Origin of the sequence: Pseudomonas viciae (assembly GCF_004786035.1) — a bacterium.
GTDB classification, from domain to species: domain Bacteria; phylum Pseudomonadota; class Gammaproteobacteria; order Pseudomonadales; family Pseudomonadaceae; genus Aquipseudomonas; species Aquipseudomonas viciae.
In genome coordinates this window covers 1-16,846 of record NZ_CP035088.1, presented here as the reverse complement: position 1 = coordinate 16,846, position 16,846 = coordinate 1, and the positions used below count along the sequence as shown (strand labels likewise).

13 protein-coding genes are annotated in these 16,846 nt (G+C 59.4%); 6 read left to right on the top strand and 7 right to left on the bottom strand.

Annotated features, from left to right (window positions below):
* Positions 1–71: 71 nt before the first annotated feature.
* Positions 72–959, bottom strand: a complete 888-nt coding sequence (locus EPZ47_RS00065) for a lysophospholipid acyltransferase (protein ID WP_135842972.1) — start codon at positions 957–959, stop codon at positions 72–74.
* Between the two features lie 43 nt (positions 960–1,002).
* Positions 1,003–1,560: a DNA-3-methyladenine glycosylase I gene (locus EPZ47_RS00060; protein ID WP_135842971.1), complete on the bottom strand. Its 558-nt coding sequence runs from the start codon at positions 1,558–1,560 to the stop codon at positions 1,003–1,005.
* A gap of 81 nt (positions 1,561–1,641) precedes the next feature.
* Between EPZ47_RS00060 and glyQ the strand changes: the two genes are divergently transcribed.
* From glyQ to EPZ47_RS00040, 4 genes are all read left to right on the top strand, one after another.
* A complete protein-coding gene (gene glyQ / locus EPZ47_RS00055) occupies positions 1,642–2,595 on the top strand; it encodes a glycine--tRNA ligase subunit alpha (RefSeq protein ID WP_003177094.1) in 954 nt (317 codons plus the stop codon).
* Positions 2,592–4,646 (top strand): glycine--tRNA ligase subunit beta, encoded by a 2,055-nt coding sequence (glyS, locus tag EPZ47_RS00050; RefSeq protein WP_135842970.1) that lies wholly within the window; start codon positions 2,592–2,594, stop codon positions 4,644–4,646. Before glyQ ends, glyS begins: the two co-directional genes overlap by 4 nt.
* Before the next feature lie 3 nt (positions 4,647–4,649).
* On the top strand, positions 4,650–5,183 hold the full coding sequence (gene gmhB, locus EPZ47_RS00045) for a D-glycero-beta-D-manno-heptose 1,7-bisphosphate 7-phosphatase (protein WP_135842969.1): 534 nt from the start codon (positions 4,650–4,652) through the stop codon (positions 5,181–5,183).
* Positions 5,184–5,263: 80 nt separating this feature from the next.
* Positions 5,264–6,034: a lysophospholipid acyltransferase family protein gene (locus EPZ47_RS00040; RefSeq protein ID WP_135842968.1), complete on the top strand. Its 771-nt coding sequence runs from the start codon at positions 5,264–5,266 to the stop codon at positions 6,032–6,034.
* A gap of 167 nt (positions 6,035–6,201) precedes the next feature.
* Here the strand turns inward: EPZ47_RS00040 and EPZ47_RS00035 are convergent, their stop codons facing one another.
* On the bottom strand, positions 6,202–7,719 hold the full coding sequence (locus EPZ47_RS00035; protein ID WP_135842967.1) for a sensor histidine kinase: 1,518 nt from the start codon (positions 7,717–7,719) through the stop codon (positions 6,202–6,204).
* A gap of 219 nt (positions 7,720–7,938) precedes the next feature.
* Here EPZ47_RS00035 and EPZ47_RS00030 point away from each other — a divergent pair, with 219 nt between their 5' ends.
* Complete coding sequence (locus tag EPZ47_RS00030; RefSeq protein ID WP_135842966.1) at positions 7,939–8,673, top strand: response regulator transcription factor; 735 nt, start codon at positions 7,939–7,941, stop codon at positions 8,671–8,673.
* A 145-nt stretch (positions 8,674–8,818) separates the two neighbouring features.
* The gene (gene argJ, locus EPZ47_RS00025) at positions 8,819–9,976 is read left to right on the top strand and encodes a bifunctional glutamate N-acetyltransferase/amino-acid acetyltransferase ArgJ (RefSeq protein WP_135842965.1); all 1,158 of its coding nucleotides are present in this window, start codon (positions 8,819–8,821) and stop codon (positions 9,974–9,976) included.
* Between the two features lie 96 nt (positions 9,977–10,072).
* Here argJ and gyrB read toward each other — a convergent pair whose 3' ends face one another.
* Genes gyrB through dnaA form a run of 4 tightly spaced genes read right to left on the bottom strand, consistent with a single transcriptional unit; the run spans position 10,073 to position 16,283 of the window.
* On the bottom strand, positions 10,073–12,490 hold the full coding sequence (gyrB, locus tag EPZ47_RS00020; protein ID WP_135842964.1) for a DNA topoisomerase (ATP-hydrolyzing) subunit B: 2,418 nt from the start codon (positions 12,488–12,490) through the stop codon (positions 10,073–10,075).
* Between the two features lie 5 nt (positions 12,491–12,495).
* Entirely contained in the window at positions 12,496–13,599 is a 1,104-nt protein-coding gene (gene recF, locus EPZ47_RS00015) for a DNA replication/repair protein RecF (RefSeq protein WP_135842963.1), read from the bottom strand.
* A 20-nt stretch (positions 13,600–13,619) separates the two neighbouring features.
* The gene (dnaN, locus tag EPZ47_RS00010) at positions 13,620–14,723 is read right to left on the bottom strand and encodes a DNA polymerase III subunit beta (RefSeq protein WP_003196145.1); all 1,104 of its coding nucleotides are present in this window, start codon (positions 14,721–14,723) and stop codon (positions 13,620–13,622) included.
* Between the two features lie 39 nt (positions 14,724–14,762).
* Positions 14,763–16,283: a chromosomal replication initiator protein DnaA gene (dnaA, locus tag EPZ47_RS00005; RefSeq protein WP_135842962.1), complete on the bottom strand. Its 1,521-nt coding sequence runs from the start codon at positions 16,281–16,283 to the stop codon at positions 14,763–14,765.
* Positions 16,284–16,846: the final 563 nt, after the last annotated feature.

The window sequence follows — 16,846 nt, the reverse complement described above, 5'->3', positions numbered from 1 at the left end:
CCCACATGGGGTCTCGGGTGTTCACAGAGCCTGCATTCACTACAGCCCCACTCATATGAAGCAACAGGCCTTCAATACCACCGCGCCTCACCCGGCGGGCGTTTCTTGAAGCGTTTCATGCTCCACATGTACTGGCTTGGGTAAGCCCGTACATAGCGTTCCACCACTTGGCTCATGGCCGCGCAGGCGGTTTCGGTGTCGGTGCTGTACATCGCGTCCGGGGCGGCTTCGAGGATGACTTTGTAGCCGGAGCCGTCCGGCAGGCGCAGGGCGTGAAGGAAGACGCCGACGGCTTTGCCGCCGGCGAGCATGTTCGGTACGAACTTGCTGGTCAGGGCCTGGGTGGCGAAGAAGGGCACGAAGATGCCGGCGGACTCGGCCGGTTCCGGGTCGGCGGGGATGCCCACTTGGCCACCTTTGCGCACTTCCTTGATGACACTGAGGATGCCTTCCTTGGTAGACGCGGCGACTTTGTTGCCCAACTGCACACGCTGTTTACGCAGCAACTCATCCACCGCCTTGAGCTTGGGCGGACGGTAGAAAATGATCGGTTTGCACTGGCTGCAATAGAAGTGGTTGAGCACTTCCCAGTTGCCCAGGTGGCTGGTGATACCCACCACGCCTTTGCCGGAGGCCAGCGCTTCCTTCAATACTTCCAGCCCTTCGACTTCACGCACCAGGTCGATGGAACGCTGGGCCGGCCAGATCCAGGCGCAGGCGCTTTCGGTCAGGGATTTGCCGATGTCCTTGAGGCTTTGGCCCACCAGGCGTTCACGCTCGGCCGGGTCCATCTCGGGAAAACATTTGGCGAGGTTGATCCGCACCACGTCGCGGGAACGGTTGGGCAGTTTCCACATGAACCAGCCAATGGCCGAGCCCACCGCTTGCACCGCGCGCCAGGGCAGCAGCGCAAACAACCGCAGAGCGCCAACCAGCAAGGCGCCTTTCAACTTATCCACAGGTCACTCCTGAATGTATGGGCCGTGTTGCGAGCCGGCTATTCTAACCACCGTTTGCCAGCTCGGCGTAGCGATCGCAGTCCTGGGTGTGGTCCATGACCATCCCCGAGGCCTGCATCAAGGCGTAGCAAATGGTCGGGCCGACGAAGGTGAAGCCGGCTTTTTTCAAGCCTTTGCTCATCGCCAGTGCCTCGGGCGTGATGGCCGGCACTTCGGTGCGATTCTTGAAATGGTTGATGATGGGTTTATCACCGACGAACGACCAGAGGAACGCCACCGGATCTTCCAGGGCCAGCCAGGCCTGGGCGTTACGGCGGGCCGCCTTGAGCTTGAGGCGGTTGCGGATGATGCCGGGGTCAAGCATCAGCTCATCGATTTCCGCATCGCTCATCTGCGCGACTCGCTGTACGTCAAAACCGAACAGCACTTGCCGGTAGCGCTCGCGTTTGCGCAAAACGGTGATCCAGGACAGCCCGGCCTGGAACCCTTCGAGCAAAAGCAACTCGAACAAACCCTGCGCATCGCGCAGCGGCGTGCCCCACTCCTGATCGTGATAAGCCATGTACAAAGGATCTTCGGAACACCAAAAGCAGCGTGGCATAAGGCTCCAGGGGGCGTGCGCACGAACGAATCGGGTATACTCCCGCTCTTTAAATCGCAGCCCAAGAAACAGGTGAATTTCGTGAGCCAGCCTACGCCAGCCGTGCGTACCTTCCAAGACTTGATCCTCGCCCTCCAGCAATACTGGGCCGAGCAAGGTTGCGTGGTACTTCAGCCCTACGATATGGAAGTAGGCGCCGGCACTTTCCACACTGCCACGTTTCTGCGCGCCATCGGCCCGGAAACCTGGAACGCCGCTTATGTGCAGCCCAGCCGCCGCCCGACTGACGGCCGCTACGGCGAAAACCCGAACCGTCTGCAGCACTACTACCAGTTCCAGGTGGTGCTGAAACCGAACCCGGAAAATTTCCAGGAGCTGTACCTCGGCTCCCTCAAGCACGTGGGCCTGGACCCACTGGTGCACGACATTCGTTTCGTCGAAGACAACTGGGAATCGCCGACCCTGGGCGCCTGGGGCCTGGGCTGGGAAGTCTGGCTCAATGGCATGGAAGTGACTCAGTTCACTTACTTCCAGCAAGCGGGCGGCATCGAGTGCTACCCGGTGACCGGCGAGATCACCTACGGTCTGGAACGCCTGGCCATGTACCTGCAGGGCGTGGATTCGGTCTATGACCTGGTGTGGGCTGACGGCCCATTCGGCAAAGTGACTTATGGCGATGTGTTCCACCAGAACGAAGTGGAGCAATCGACCTACAACTTCGAACACGCCAACGTCGAGAAGCTGTTCGAACTGTTCGATTTCTATGAAAGCGAAGCCAAGCGCCTGATCGAACTGGATCAGCCGCTGCCACTGCCGAGCTATGAAATGGTGTTGAAGGCGTCCCATACCTTCAACCTGCTGGATGCACGCCGGGCGATTTCCGTGACCGCGCGCCAGCAATACATCCTGCGTGTGCGCACCCTGGCGCGTTCCGTTGCGCAAGCCTACCTGCTGGCCCGTGCCAAGCTGGGCTTCCCGATGGCGACCCCGGACCTGCGTGATGAAGTGTTGGCTAAGCTGGAGGCTGCACAATGAGTGCTCAAGATTTTCTGGTTGAACTGGGCACCGAAGAACTGCCACCCAAAGCCCTGAACACCCTGGCCGATGCATTCCTGGCCGGTATCGAGAAAGGCCTGCAAGCCGCTGGCCTGAACTTCGAAGCCAAGCACGTCTATGCCGCGCCGCGCCGCCTGGCCGTGCTGATCACCGCCCTGGCGACCCAGCAGCCGGACCGCAGCATCAACCTCGACGGCCCGCCACGCCAGGCCGCGTTCGATGCCGACGGCAACCCGACCCAAGCCGCCCTCGGTTTCGCCAAGAAGTGTGGCGTGGACCTGAGCGAAATCGACCAGAGCGGGCCGAAGCTGCGCTACAGCCAGAGCATCAAGGGCAAGCCGACCGCCAGCCTGCTGCCGACCATCGTCGAAGACTCCCTCAATGACTTGCCGATTCCCAAGCGCATGCGCTGGGCCGCGCGCAAGGAAGAGTTCGTGCGCCCGACCCAATGGCTGGTGATGCTGCTCGGTGACCAGGTCATCGACTGCACGATCCTGGCCCAGAAGGCCGGTCGCGATTCCCGTGGGCACCGCTTCCATCATCCGCAAAGCGTACGCATCACTTCGCCGGCCAACTACCTGGCCGACCTGCGTGCCGCCTACGTACTGGCCGATGCCACCGAGCGCCGCGAGCTGATCAGCAAGCGCACCGAAGAGCTGGCCACCCAACAGGAAGGCACCGCCATTGTGCCGCCAAACCTGTTGGACGAAGTGACGGCGCTGGTGGAATGGCCGGTGCCGCTGGTGTGCTCGTTCGAGGAACGTTTCCTTGAAGTGCCGCAGGAAGCACTGATCACCACCATGCAGGACAACCAGAAGTACTTCTGCCTGCTGGACGCCGAAGGCAAGTTGCTGCCGCGCTTCATCACGGTCGCCAACATCGAGAGCAAGGACCCGCAGCAGATCATCGCCGGTAACGAGAAAGTCGTTCGCCCGCGCCTGACCGACGCCGAGTTCTTCTTCAAGCAAGACAAGAAACAGCCCCTGGAAAGTTTCAACGAGCGTCTGAAAAACGTGGTGTTCCAGGAAAAACTCGGCAGCGTCTACGACAAGGCCGAGCGCGTTTCGAAACTGGCCGCGTTCATCGCCCCACGCATCGGTGGTGACGCCCAGCGCGCGGCCCGTGCTGGCATCCTGTCCAAGTGCGACCTGTCGACCGAAATGGTCGGTGAGTTCCCGGAGATGCAAGGTGTCGCCGGTTACTACTACGCCCTCAACGACGGCGAGCCGCAAGACGTGGCCCTGGCGCTGAACGAGCAGTACATGCCGCGCGGTGCCGGCGCTGAACTGCCGACCACCCTGACCGGTGCGGCCGTGGCCATCGCCGACAAGCTCGACACCCTGGTCGGCATCTTCGGCATCGGCATGCTGCCCACCGGCAGCAAAGACCCGTACGCCTTGCGTCGTGCGGCGTTGGGTGTGCTGCGGATCCTGATCGACAAACAACTGGATCTGGACCTGAACGACGCCGTGGCGTTCGCCGTCAATGCGTTCGGCAGCAAGGTCAAGGCAGCAGGCCTGGCCGATGCGGTGCTGGAATTCATCTTCGACCGCCTGCGTGCGCGTTATGAAGACGAAGGCGTCGATGTCGCGACCTATCTGTCGGTACGTGCCCTGAAGCCGGGTTCGGCCCTGGACTTCGACCAGCGCGTACAAGCGGTGCAGGCTTTCCGCCAACTGCCGCAAGCCGCAGCCCTGGCGGCGGTGAACAAGCGTGTGTCGAACCTGCTGAGCAAGGCCGAAGGCAATATCGCGGCCACCGTCGAAGCCAAGTACTTCGACAACGCCAATGAGTTCTCCCTGTATTCGGCGATCCAGCAGGCTGACCAGGCGGTCCAGCCGATGGCGGCAGCCCGTCAGTACAACGAAACCCTGGCGCGCCTGGCGGCACTGCGTGAACCAGTGGATGCGTTTTTCGAAGCGGTGATGGTCAATGCCGAAGATGCCAACGTACGGGCCAACCGTTACGCGCTGCTGGCGCGTCTGCGCGGTTTGTTCCTCGGCGTCGCCGATATTTCGCTGCTGGGGTAAACCTTGAAACTGCTGATTCTCGATCGGGACGGGGTGATCAATCACGACTCCGACGCTTACATCAAATCGGTCGAGGAGTGGTTGCCGCTCCCCGGTTCGATCGAAGCCATCGCGCAGTTGAGCAAGGCCGGCTGGACGGTGGCGGTCGCCACCAACCAGTCGGGCATTGCCCGTGGTTACTACGGCATCGCGGTGCTCGAGGCCATGCATGAGCGCTTACGCGAATTGGTGGCCGAGCAGGGCGGTGAAGTCGGGCTGATCGTCTATTGTCCACATGGGCCGGATGAAGGTTGCGATTGCCGCAAGCCCAAGCCGGGCATGTTGAAAACCATCGCCGCGCATTACGACGTGGCACTGGCGGGCGTATGGTTCGTTGGCGACAGCCTCGGTGACCTGGAGGCGGCCAAGGCCGTCGATTGTCAGCCAGTTTTAGTAAAGACCGGGAAAGGCGAAAAGACTTTGGGCAAGACCCTGCCGGTGGGCACCTTGATTTTTGACGACTTGGCGGCGATTGCCGCTGAACTTATCCACAACTAGAGCTCCCAAGACAACCTGATCAAGGATTGTTCGGGAAGCGCTTGAACAGGCGGGCATTGCCCGCAACGGTAAATGCCGCTATGTCGATATTGCAGGCCATCAGAACCTTCCTCTTTTACCTGCTGTTGGGCACCAGTTCCTTGCTGTGGTGCTCCCTGAGTTTTTTTATCGCGCCTTTCTTGCCGTTCAAGGCGCGCTACCGTTTCATCAATGTGTACTGGTGTCGTTGCGCACTGTGGTTGAGCAAGGTGTTCCTGGGCATCAACTATGAAGTCAAAGGTGCTGAAAACGTGCCTGACCGGCCTTGTGTGATCCAGTCCAACCACCAGAGCACCTGGGAGACGTTCTTTCTCTCGGCCTATTTCGAACCGTTGAGCCAAGTGCTCAAGCGTGAACTGTTGTTCGTGCCGTTCTTCGGTTGGGCAATGGCCATGCTGCGTCCGATCGCCATCGATCGCGACAACCCCAAGGCGGCGCTCAAGCAGGTGGCGAAGAAGGGCGACGAACTGCTCAAGGATAACGTCTGGGTGCTGATCTTCCCCGAAGGCACCCGAGTTCCTTATGGGACAGTCGGCAAATTCTCCCGCAGCGGTTCGGCATTGGCGGTGAATGCTGATCTTCCCGTGCTGCCGATTGCACACAATGCCGGCAAATTCTGGCCCAAGGCTGGCTGGTTCAGAACACCGGGCGTTATCACCGTGGTGATCGGCGCGCCGATGTATGCCGAGGGGACCGGGCCACGCGCCATTGCCGAGCTCAACGATCGTGTACAAGCCTGGAATGAACAGACCCAACGGGAGATGGGTTCTCTTCCTGCAGCACCGGCCGCCCCGGACAAACTCGCTGTTTGAGATCTGTGGATAACCTGTGTACCGTTTTTCCTGAAACCGTTGCTTTTATGTTGTAGGTATATGTTTTTTATACATATTTCATAAACACATAAAACGCTCGGAAAGGTGCATAAGTTTTTATAGCGCCTAGATCGCGGCCTTCGGCAGCACCTACAGGCTGCGATCTTTTATTCTTCCAGCAACGGAAATCGCAAGCTGAAGGTTGTGCCCTGACCGACCACGCTGCGGCATTCGATCTGCCCGTCATGACGGTCCACCACCGCCTTGACCATCGACAAACCCAAGCCGATCCCATCCACTCCGTGAGCTGATGAAAACCGCCGGTACTGGCTGAACAAGTCCGGTAGCTCCTCGGCGCCTATACCTTTGCCCTGGTCCGCCACATCACAGGTCAACCAGCCCTGCGCGCAACGAACTTGCAGCGAAATGCGGGTGTCAGGCGCGCTGTATTTGATGGCGTTCTCCAGCAGATTGAACAGCGCCCGGGTCAACAAGGATTGATCCGCCCTGACCATGGCCTCTTCATTGTCTATTTCGTGCGTCAATTGAATGCGCTTTGCCTGAGCAATGGGCAGTGCCTGGTCGACCACGTCCAGAACCAGCATGTCGAACAACGTCGGCTGGAACTGATAGGTTTCGGATTCAGCCTTAGCCAATTGCACGAAGCCATCGGTCAACTCCAAGGCGCGACGTACCTGACGTTCGATCTGGTCAAACACCGAATTATTCGCGCCCGCCTCATGCCGCTGCACATCGAGCAACGCAAGGATCGCCGAGTGGGGCGCGCGCAAATCATGGGACAGGAAACGCAGCATGACACTGCGCTGCTCCTCGGCTTCACGCTCCGCGCTCAAATCGGTAAGGCTCAACAGCCAGCCAATCGGCGCATCACCGTCAACAGGCAATAGGGCCGCTCGTTCCAGGCGCAAGCTGCGCTCCCGTGTGTCGCGAAACTCCACCAAAGGCAATGTGGATAACCGATGCTGGACGCCACGCGCCAACCCCGGATAACCCAGTTGCGTGAGATGTTCCAGCACATCGCCACCGGCCAGGCCATGGCCGAAAAGATCACGGGCCTTGCGGTTACCGAGCAACAGCTTGCCTTGGGGGTCGCTGATCATTGTCGCCACGGGCAGGTATTCCAGGCCATCGGCGATGAAACGGCGGGTGTCGCGCGTTCGACTCATGGCTTGTTCCAGCGCCATGATCTGGCCCTGCAAGCGGTCACTGCCGGTGTACGGGGCACGGCGACGTTCCGGGAACACCTTAGGCTCCGAGTCCAGTCGCGCCAGCTCCCAGCCGAAATAGGCCAGCACCACGCTCAGGCGCCGCCAGTTCCAGATCAGGTAGCCAAACAGCATGCCCATGACACTGGCCATCGGCGACCACCACCAGCCTCGCGCGCCCAACAAAACGCTGGCCAACAGGGCCAGGCTCATTCCACCCACCGTCGTCCATAACGCCAGGCGCGGGCGCAGCAGCAACAATCCCAACACGCAAGCCACCAGACACACCGACAATAATGCTGCACCTGGCCCGTTGGGAGTGGCCTGGGCACTGAACGACAACAGGGCCGTCAGCGGTAATAGCAGCAAACTTATCCACAACCACTCCCGCACCAATTGTCGAAACAATCGTTGGACCTGGGTCGGTTCACGGCTTTCACGGCGACGCTGGTTGCTCATAAGCACTCTGACTGAAGATGGGAAGCAGGGATCTTTTTCACGGGTAACGCGTCAAACCGCCGGCTGAAAGCCCAAGACTATAGCGGACTCGCTGGCTGGCGTGCTGCTGCCTTTCCCTCGGCGCCGTGAGCCGGTATTGTCGCAGCCAGCGACAGGGGCCATTGCACTGCATGGCCACCTGAGATGTCCGTTACTCCCGAGATCAAGGAATCGCGTCCCATGCGTGTCGCCATACTGGATGACGAACCGGCCGAACTGCGCCGGGTGGAACAGACACTGCAACAAATCCCCGGCAAGGGCGAGCAAGCCTGGACCTTGCACAGTTTTGAACGAGGTGAAGACCTGTTGCGACAACTGCGCCGGGAAACCTTCGACCTGTTGATCCTCGACTGGCAATTGCCCGATCTCAGCGGCCTGTCGCTGCTGCGCTGGACGCGCGAGCACATGGAATCACCGCCCGCCGCCATCATGCTCACCAGCCGCGACGGCGAGCACGACATCGTCCAGGCCCTCAACGCCGGGGCCGACGACTACGTGAGCAAACCCTTTCGGCCCAACGAACTCAAGGCCCGGGTCACCGCTGTGCTGCGCCGCCATAACCTGCAGCGTGCGCCGGCCACTGACGTGCTGGTGTTCAACGATCTGGAGTTCGACGACGCCGAACTGACCGTCACCCGCGCCGGTATCCCCATCAGCCTGACCGAACGGGAATACCGCCTGGCCCGCTGCCTGTTCGCCAACCTGGGCCGCCCGCTGTCCCGGGAGTATTTCTACGAACGCTTCTGGACCCACGAGGAAATGACCTCGTCCCGACCGCTCGACACCCATATCTATCGCCTGCGCAATAAGCTTGGGCTGACCGCGGACCGAGGTTGGCAGTTGCTGACGATTTATGGGTATGGGTATCGGTTGGAGAGGGTGGCGGCGGGGAGTGAGGCGTCGGTGGCGAGTTAGGGAAACCGATCGGTGTTCTGGCTGGCATCGCTGCGCTCGAACGGATAACGTTGACGCCGATTGAAAAGCCGCATCGCGCGCCTGCGCAGGCAACTCGCCGATCGTCACATGGCAAAGGAAGCATCACTTCTCTGAAGGACCTGACATGAACAACCTGCACATCCAGCCGAAAGGCTTCAGCAACATCATTGCCAACCTGGGCATCAAGGACGACCGTGACGATTTCATCGCGGTCATCTCGCAGGTGCCTGCCAGCATCAGCGCCATGTTCACCCAGTCCCGATTCGCGGGCCCAAGCGTGACCTTATCCCGCGAAGTCGCCAAGCGTGATACGGCGCGGGGTATCGTGGTGATCGCCCGCAACGCGAACGTCGCCACCGGCCCCCAAGGCCTGGCCAACGCCGAAGAGGTTCGCTCGGGTATCGCCCGGGCGGTAGGGGTCGACCCACAGGAACTGGTGATCGCCTCCACCGGCGTGATCGGGCGCCAGTACCCGATGGAGAAAATCCGCGCCTTTATGTCGGACGTGCCTGCCTTGCACGTTGCCGACTTCCAGCGCTGCGCGTCGGCGATCATGACTACCGACACCCGCACCAAGCACGCTGCACGCAAGGTTGGCGACGCCTGCCTGGTGGGCATTGCCAAGGGCGTGGGCATGATCGAGCCGAATATGGCGACCCTACTGACTTTCTTCTTCACCGACGCCAAGATTGCGCCCGAGACGCTGGATGCGCTATTTCGTCGCGTGATCGACAAAACCTTCAATGCCCTGAGCATCGACACCGACACGTCCACCAGCGACTCTGCCGCCATCCTGGCCAACGGCTTGGCCGGTGAAGTGGACCTGGCCGAATTCGAACAGGCCCTGTACGACATTGCCCTTAGTCTTGTGCGCATGATCGCATCCGATGGCGAAGGGGCGAGCAAAGCACTGGAGGTCCAGGTCACCGGCGCACGCGACGACGCCCAGGCCAAACGCGTGGCAAAGGCCATCGTCAATTCGCCACTGGTCAAGACCGCCGTGCACGGTGCAGACCCTAACTGGGGGCGTGTGGCCATGGCGATTGGCAAGTGTGAGGCGGAACAGGACATTGACCCGGACAAGGTCAGGATCGTTTTTGGCGAGACCGAGGCCTACCCGCGACAGTTGGACGAAGCAGGGCTGCAAGCGGTGAAGGGTTACCTGCAAGGCAATGAGGTGTTGATCTCGGTCGATCTGAACATCGCGCAAGGCCGCTTCACTGTTTACGGTTGCGACCTGTCGGAAGGCTATATCCGCATCAATGCCGACTATACGACCTGAGTCAGCCGCCTGGGGTTAGATCCCTATTCAGACACACGCATAAAAAAAGGCCAACGCATGTGCGTTGGCCTTTTTCGTTGGGGCAGGGTGGCTGGATCAGAAATCCAGGTTAGACACCGCCAACGCATTGCTCTCGATGAAGTCACGACGTGGCTCGACCGCATCACCCATCAGGGTGTTGAAGATCTGGTCCGCGCCAATGGCGTCTTCGATGGTAACTTTCAGCATCCGGCGCGAGCTTGGGTCCATGGTGGTTTCCCACAGCTGATCCGGGTTCATTTCACCCAGACCTTTATAGCGCTGGATGGTGTGGCGCTTGGTACTTTCGGCCATCAACCATTCAAGGGCTTCCTTGAACTCGGTCACGGCCTTCTTGCGCTCGCCACGTTGGATATACGCGCCTTCGTCCAGCAGCGTGCTCAGTTGCGCGCCAAGGGAAACGACGGTCTTATAGTCGTTGCTGCCGAAGAAGTCGCGGTTGAAGGTGACGTAGTTCGACAGGCCGTGGGAGATCAGTTCGACCTCTGGCAGCCAGACGTTACGTTCACGGTCTTCGCGCAGGCTGGCTTTATAGACCAGGCCGGACTTCTCGACAGTGCGCAGGCGAACTTCGTACTGGGCCAGCCAATCCTGCATCGCTGCGTGATCGGACAATTGCTCCAGGCTGACCGCCGGCAGGTAGATGAAGTGCTCGGTCAGTTCCTGTGGGTACAGGCGCGACAGGCGCTTGAGAGTCTTCATTACCAGGCGGAAATCGTTGACCAGGCGCTCAAGGGCTTCGCCGGAGATGCCTGGGGCTTCTTCGTTCAGGTGCAGGCTCGCATCCTCCAGGGCCGACTGCGTCATGTACTCTTCCATGGCGTCGTCGTCTTTGATGTATTGCTCTTGCTTGCCTTTCTTGACCTTGTACAGCGGTGGCTGTGCGATGTAGATGTAGCCGCGCTCGATCAGCTCCGGCAACTGACGGAAGAAGAACGTCAGCAGCAGGGTGCGGATGTGCGAACCGTCGACGTCAGCATCGGTCATGATGATGATGTTGTGATAACGCAACTTTTCGATGTTGTACTCTTCGCGGCCGATGCCGCAGCCCAGCGCAGTGATCAAGGTGCCGACTTCCTGCGAGGAAATCATCTTGTCGAAGCGCGCCTTCTCGACGTTCAGGATCTTGCCCTTGAGCGGCAGGATGGCCTGGGTACGACGGTTGCGACCCTGCTTGGCGGAACCGCCAGCAGAGTCACCTTCCACCAGGTACAGCTCGGACAGGGCAGGGTCCTTTTCCTGGCAGTCGGCCAGTTTGCCCGGCAGGCCGGCGATGTCCAGCGCACCTTTGCGGCGGGTCATCTCACGGGCCTTGCGCGCCGCTTCACGGGCACGGGCGGCGTCGATCATCTTGCCGACCACCAGCTTGGCTTCGTTCGGGTTTTCCAGCAGGAAGTCGGAGAAGAACTTGCCCATTTCCTGCTCGACCGCAGTCTTCACTTCGGAAGAAACCAGCTTGTCTTTGGTCTGGGAGCTGAACTTCGGATCCGGCACCTTCACCGAGATAATCGCGGTCAGGCCTTCACGGGCATCGTCACCGGTGGTGGCGACTTTGTGCTTCTTCGCCAAGCCTTCCTGTTCGATGTAGTTGTTCAGGTTACGGGTCAGCGCGGAACGGAAGCCCACCAGGTGAGTACCACCATCGCGCTGCGGAATGTTGTTGGTGAAGCACAACAGGTTCTCGTTGAAGCTGTCGTTCCACTGCAGTGCGATTTCCACGCCGATGCCGTCTTCACGCTGGACGTTGAAGTGGAACACCTGGTTGACCGGAGTCTTGTTGGTGTTCAGGTACTCAACGAACGCACGCAGGCCACCTTCGTACTTGAACAGCTCTTCCTTACCGCTGCGCTCGTCCTTGAGGACGATGCCGACACCAGAGTTGAGGAAGGACAGCTCACGAATCCGCTTGGCCAGGATGTCCCAGCTGAAGTGGATGTTCTTGAAGGTTTCGCTGGAAGCCTTGAAGTGGATCTGGGTGCCGGTGCTTTCGCTGTCGCCAACGATCGCCATCGGTGCCTGCGGCACGCCGTGGACGTAAGTCTGTTCCCAGATCTTGCCACTGCGGCGAACCGTGAGAACAAGCTGTTCGGACAGTGCGTTCACCACCGACACACCGACGCCGTGCAGACCGCCGGAGACCTTGTAGGAGTTATCGTCGAACTTACCGCCAGCGTGGAGGACGGTCATGATGACCTCGGCGGCGGAAACGCCTTCCTCTTTGTGTACGTCTACCGGGATGCCACGGCCGTTGTCGCGAACGGTGATGGACTCATCCGGGTGGATGATGATGCTGATGTCGTCGCAATGGCCGGCGAGGGCCTCGTCGATGGAGTTGTCGACCACCTCGAACACCATGTGGTGCAGGCCGCTGCCATCGTCGGTGTCACCAATGTACATACCGGGACGTTTGCGTACGGCATCCAGGCCTTTCAGCACTTTAATGCTCGTTGAGTCGTACGTATTTTCTTCGCTCAATGCCTTCACTCCCGATGGTCGTGGGTCTGGGTGATACGGCCCTGTTCCACGTGGAACAGAGCGACTGGCGTTTCCGTCTGCCAGCCTTCCCTCAATAATTCGTGGTCTACACAGGTGATAAAAACCTGGCAGCGTAAGTCTTCCAGCAAGCGGCACAGCGCGCGACGGTGGGCTTCGTCCAGTTCGGACGGCAGGTCATCCACCAGATAAATACACTGACCGCGCCGGGCCTGGCTGACCAGATGCCCCTGGGCGATACGCAAGGCACACACCACCAACTTCTGCTGCCCCCGGGACAAGATGTCCGCGGCGTTATGTGCGCCCAATCTGAGACGCAAGTCAGCGCGTTGTGGTCCAGCCTGGGTATGGCCCATCTGCTGGTCCCGCTGCAGTGAGCCAGCCAGTACGGTGCTCAATTCCCGGTCTTTATCCCAGCCTCGGTAATAGCTGAGCGTCAGGCCCTCAAGCTCAACCAACTCGCTCAAGGTCTGCTCGAAGACCGGTTTCAAGGCTTTGATATAAGCGCGGCGGTATTCATCTATTTCAGCGCTGGCCTGGCACAGTTCCCTGTCCCAAACCGCTTGCGAAACGGCGTCAAGTGTACCATGTCGCAGCCAAGAGTTTCGCTGGCGCAGCGCCTTCTGCAAGCGCTGCCAAGTCCCCATGAAACGCGGTTCCACGTGGAACACGCCCCAGTCGAGAAATTGCCGACGAATCTTCGGCGCCCCTTCCAGCAGACGAAAGCTGTCCGGGTTGATCAACTGCAATGGCAGGATCTCCGCCAGCTGCGCGGCACTGCGGGCGTTCTGCCCATCGATGCGAATTTGGAACTCGCCTTGTCGGTCTCGTGAAATTCCCAGGGCACTGTGGCCCCCTTCTGCCAGTTCCACCTGCCCGAACACCGTGCACGCCAATTGGTCGTACTGGATAACCGGTAACAGGCGGGCGCTGCGAAACGAACGAGCAAGCCCCAGCAGGTGAACGGCTTCCAGGACGCTGGTTTTGCCGCTGCCGTTGGCGCCGTAAAGGATATTGATGCGGGGGGAAGGGGAGAAGGTCACCGGGTGCAGATTGCGCACCGCGGTGACCGAGACGCGACTTAAGGACATCTAGCTTCTGCTGAACATGATTACAGACGCATCGGCATGACAACGTAAGCCGAATCGTCGTTATCGGACTCCTGCACCAGCGCACTGCTGTTGGAGTCGGACAGGATCAGACGCACTTGCTCAGTGGTCATCACACCCAATACGTCGAGCAGGTAGCTGACGTTGAAGCCGATTTCCAGGGAGCCACCGTTGTATTCAACGCCCACTTCTTCTTCCGCTTCTTCCTGCTCCGGGTTGTTCGCCTGGATCTTCAGCTGACCATTGGCCAGTTGCAGACGGATGCCACGGTACTTCTCGTTGGAGAGGATCGCGGTACGGCTGAAAGCTTCGCGCAGTGCCTGACGATCGCCCAATACCAGCTTGTCACCGCCTTTAGGCAGCACACGCTCGTAATCAGGGAACTTGCCGTCCACCAGTTTCGAGGTGAAGGTGAACTCACCGGTGGTGGCGCGTATGTGGTGCTGGCCCAGCACGATGCTGACGTTGCCGTCCGGCTCGGTCAGCAGGCGAGCCAGTTCCAGGATGCCTTTACGCGGCACAATCACTTGGTGACGATCCGGCTGACCGATATCGGCCTGCATCGAGCACATGGCCAGACGGTGCCCGTCGGTGGCAACAGCGCGGATGACGCCGGCAGACACTTCCAGGAGCATGCCGTTGAGGTAATAACGCACGTCCTGCTGAGCCATGGCGAAACTGGTGCGTTCGATCAGGCGACGCAGTTTGCTCTGATCGAGGCTGCACGTCAGCGAACCCGGGCCTTCTTCGACGGTCGGGAAATCGTTGGCAGGCAGTGTCGACAAGGTGAAACGGCTGCGACCGGCCTTGACCACCAGTTTCTGCTCATCGACCTTGATGTCGATCAGCGCGTCGTTGGGCAGGCTTTTGCAGATATCCATCAGCTTGCGCGCCGGCACGGTGATAGAACCCGGATCGGCTGGCTCTTCAAGTTGCACACGACCGACCAGCTCGACTTCCAGGTCGGTACCGGTCAGCGACAATTGCTGGCCTTCGACAACCAGCAGCACGTTGGAAAGTACCGGCAAGGTCTGGCGGCGTTCGACGACGCCTGCGACCAGTTGCAGGGGTTTCAACAGGGCTTCGCGTTGAATGGTGAAATGCATGGTCTAGTCCCTTGCCTTAATAAGCTGCGCTGGTGGTCATCAAGTGGTCAGTGTACGCAGCAGGTTCTTGTAGTCCTCGCGGATGTCCGCGTCGGATTCCTTAAGTTCGTTGATCTTGCGGCAGGCGTGCAGCACGGTGGTGTGGTCACGCCCACCAAACACATCTCCGATTTCCGGCAGGCTGTGGTTAGTCAGTTCCTTGGACAAGGCCATGGCCACCTGGCGCGGACGAGCCACCGAACGCGAACGGCGTTTGGACAGCAGATCGGAAATCTTGATTTTGTAGTATTCAGCCACAGTACGCTGAATGTTATCCACAGACACCAGCTTGTCCTGGAGTGCCAACAGATCCTTCAAGGATTCGCGAATCAGCTCGATGGTGATGTCGCGGCCCATGAAGTGCGAGTGAGCGATCACCCGCTTGAGGGCGCCTTCAAGTTCACGCACGTTGGAGCGGATACGCTGGGCAATGAAGAACGCGGCGTCGTGAGGCAATTCTACCTTGGCCTGGTCGGCCTTCTTCATCAGGATCGCGACCCGGGTTTCCAGCTCCGGTGGTTCGACGGCTACCGTCAAACCCCAGCCGAAACGCGATTTGAGACGTTCTTCAAGGCCTTCAATTTCTTTTGGGTAGCGGTCGCTGGTGAGAATGACCTGCTGCCCGCCTTCAAGCAACGCGTTGAAGGTGTGGAAAAACTCTTCCTGGGAACGCTCCTTACGGGCGAAGAACTGAATGTCATCGATCAGCAAGGCGTCCACCGAACGGTAGAAACGCTTGAACTCATTGATTGCGTTCAGTTGCAGCGCCTTGACCATGTCGGCCACGAAACGCTCGGAATGCAGGTACACAACCTTGGCATTCGGGTTCTTCTTTAATAGGTGGTTACCCACTGCGTGCATCAAGTGAGTCTTACCCAGGCCCACGCCCCCATAAAGGAAGAGCGGGTTATAGCCATGCTTGGGGTTGTCCGCGACCTGCCAGGCGGCTGCTCGGGCCAGTTGGTTGGACTTACCTTCCACGAAGTTCTCGAAGGTAAAGGTCCGGTTCAGGTAACTGGTGTGTTTGAGCGCGCCTTCAACCTGGACCGTGCGCTGTTCGGCGCGCACCGGGGCCTGCTGGGAGCTGGCGCCAGCCATTGGATCGAAGCTGTCCCGGGACGGCTCTTCGCTGACCTCGGCCGCTTTTTGCGTATTACGCTTGCTCGGGGCAGGCGCAGGGACCGCAGCGGCATGGTTAACCGGTGCCGCTACGGCTTGGGCCTGGGAGGCCGCAGCAGCCAGCGGTGCATTAGGAGCGGCCCGTGGTGCCGAGCTGCGTTTGCTGCCTATTAATAAGGACAGCGCAGGCGCCATGCCATTGCCATGCTCGTCGAGCAGTTCCATGACCCGGCCCAGGTACTTTTCGTTGACCCAGTCGAGAACGAAACGGTTCGGTGCATACACGCGCAACTCGTCGCCTTCGGCTTCGACCTGTAGTGGACGGATCCAAGTGTTGAATTGTTGGGCAGGCAGCTCTTCGCGCAAAAGCTCCACGCACTGCTGCCAAAGTTCCACTGACACGGATATCCCCTAAGTTGAAAGCCGGTGAGGCAAAAACAAGCGGCCATTGTAGCGATCAGGCGTCCACTTATCCACATGCAGGTTGCTGATCGCCCATGATTTATCAATGCCTTAACAGAAGGAAAGACGACGGGCGGTCGGTGGATAAGCTCTGTGGATAACCGGGTCTGAGGTCGTTGCACAAGTGGGGGGCAAACTCGGTGGATAACCAGCCTGTGGATAACTACCCATTCCACACACAGCTTATCCGACAGCGCAGCACAGGCTTGCCACCGCTTTCCCCTGTAGTTGTCATTCTCTGTACACGGCGAATTACAAGGCCTTAGCCAGGTTATCCACAGCAAGGTGGCAACCTTGCTTTTATAAGCTTTACAGAGAAGCTTTAAATAATTCCCTTCTTTATTTCTATATCTAGCGTGGTGTGATGAATCCGCCCCAAGGGCCTGGAGATCTATTTAAAGGAAACGCTGGTTGGAAATTGACCTAGAGGCTTGCTTTCTCTAGAATCCCCGGTCTCTTAAAACGGGGGCCATTCCGGCCCGTTGTGGACGAACCAGGTAACA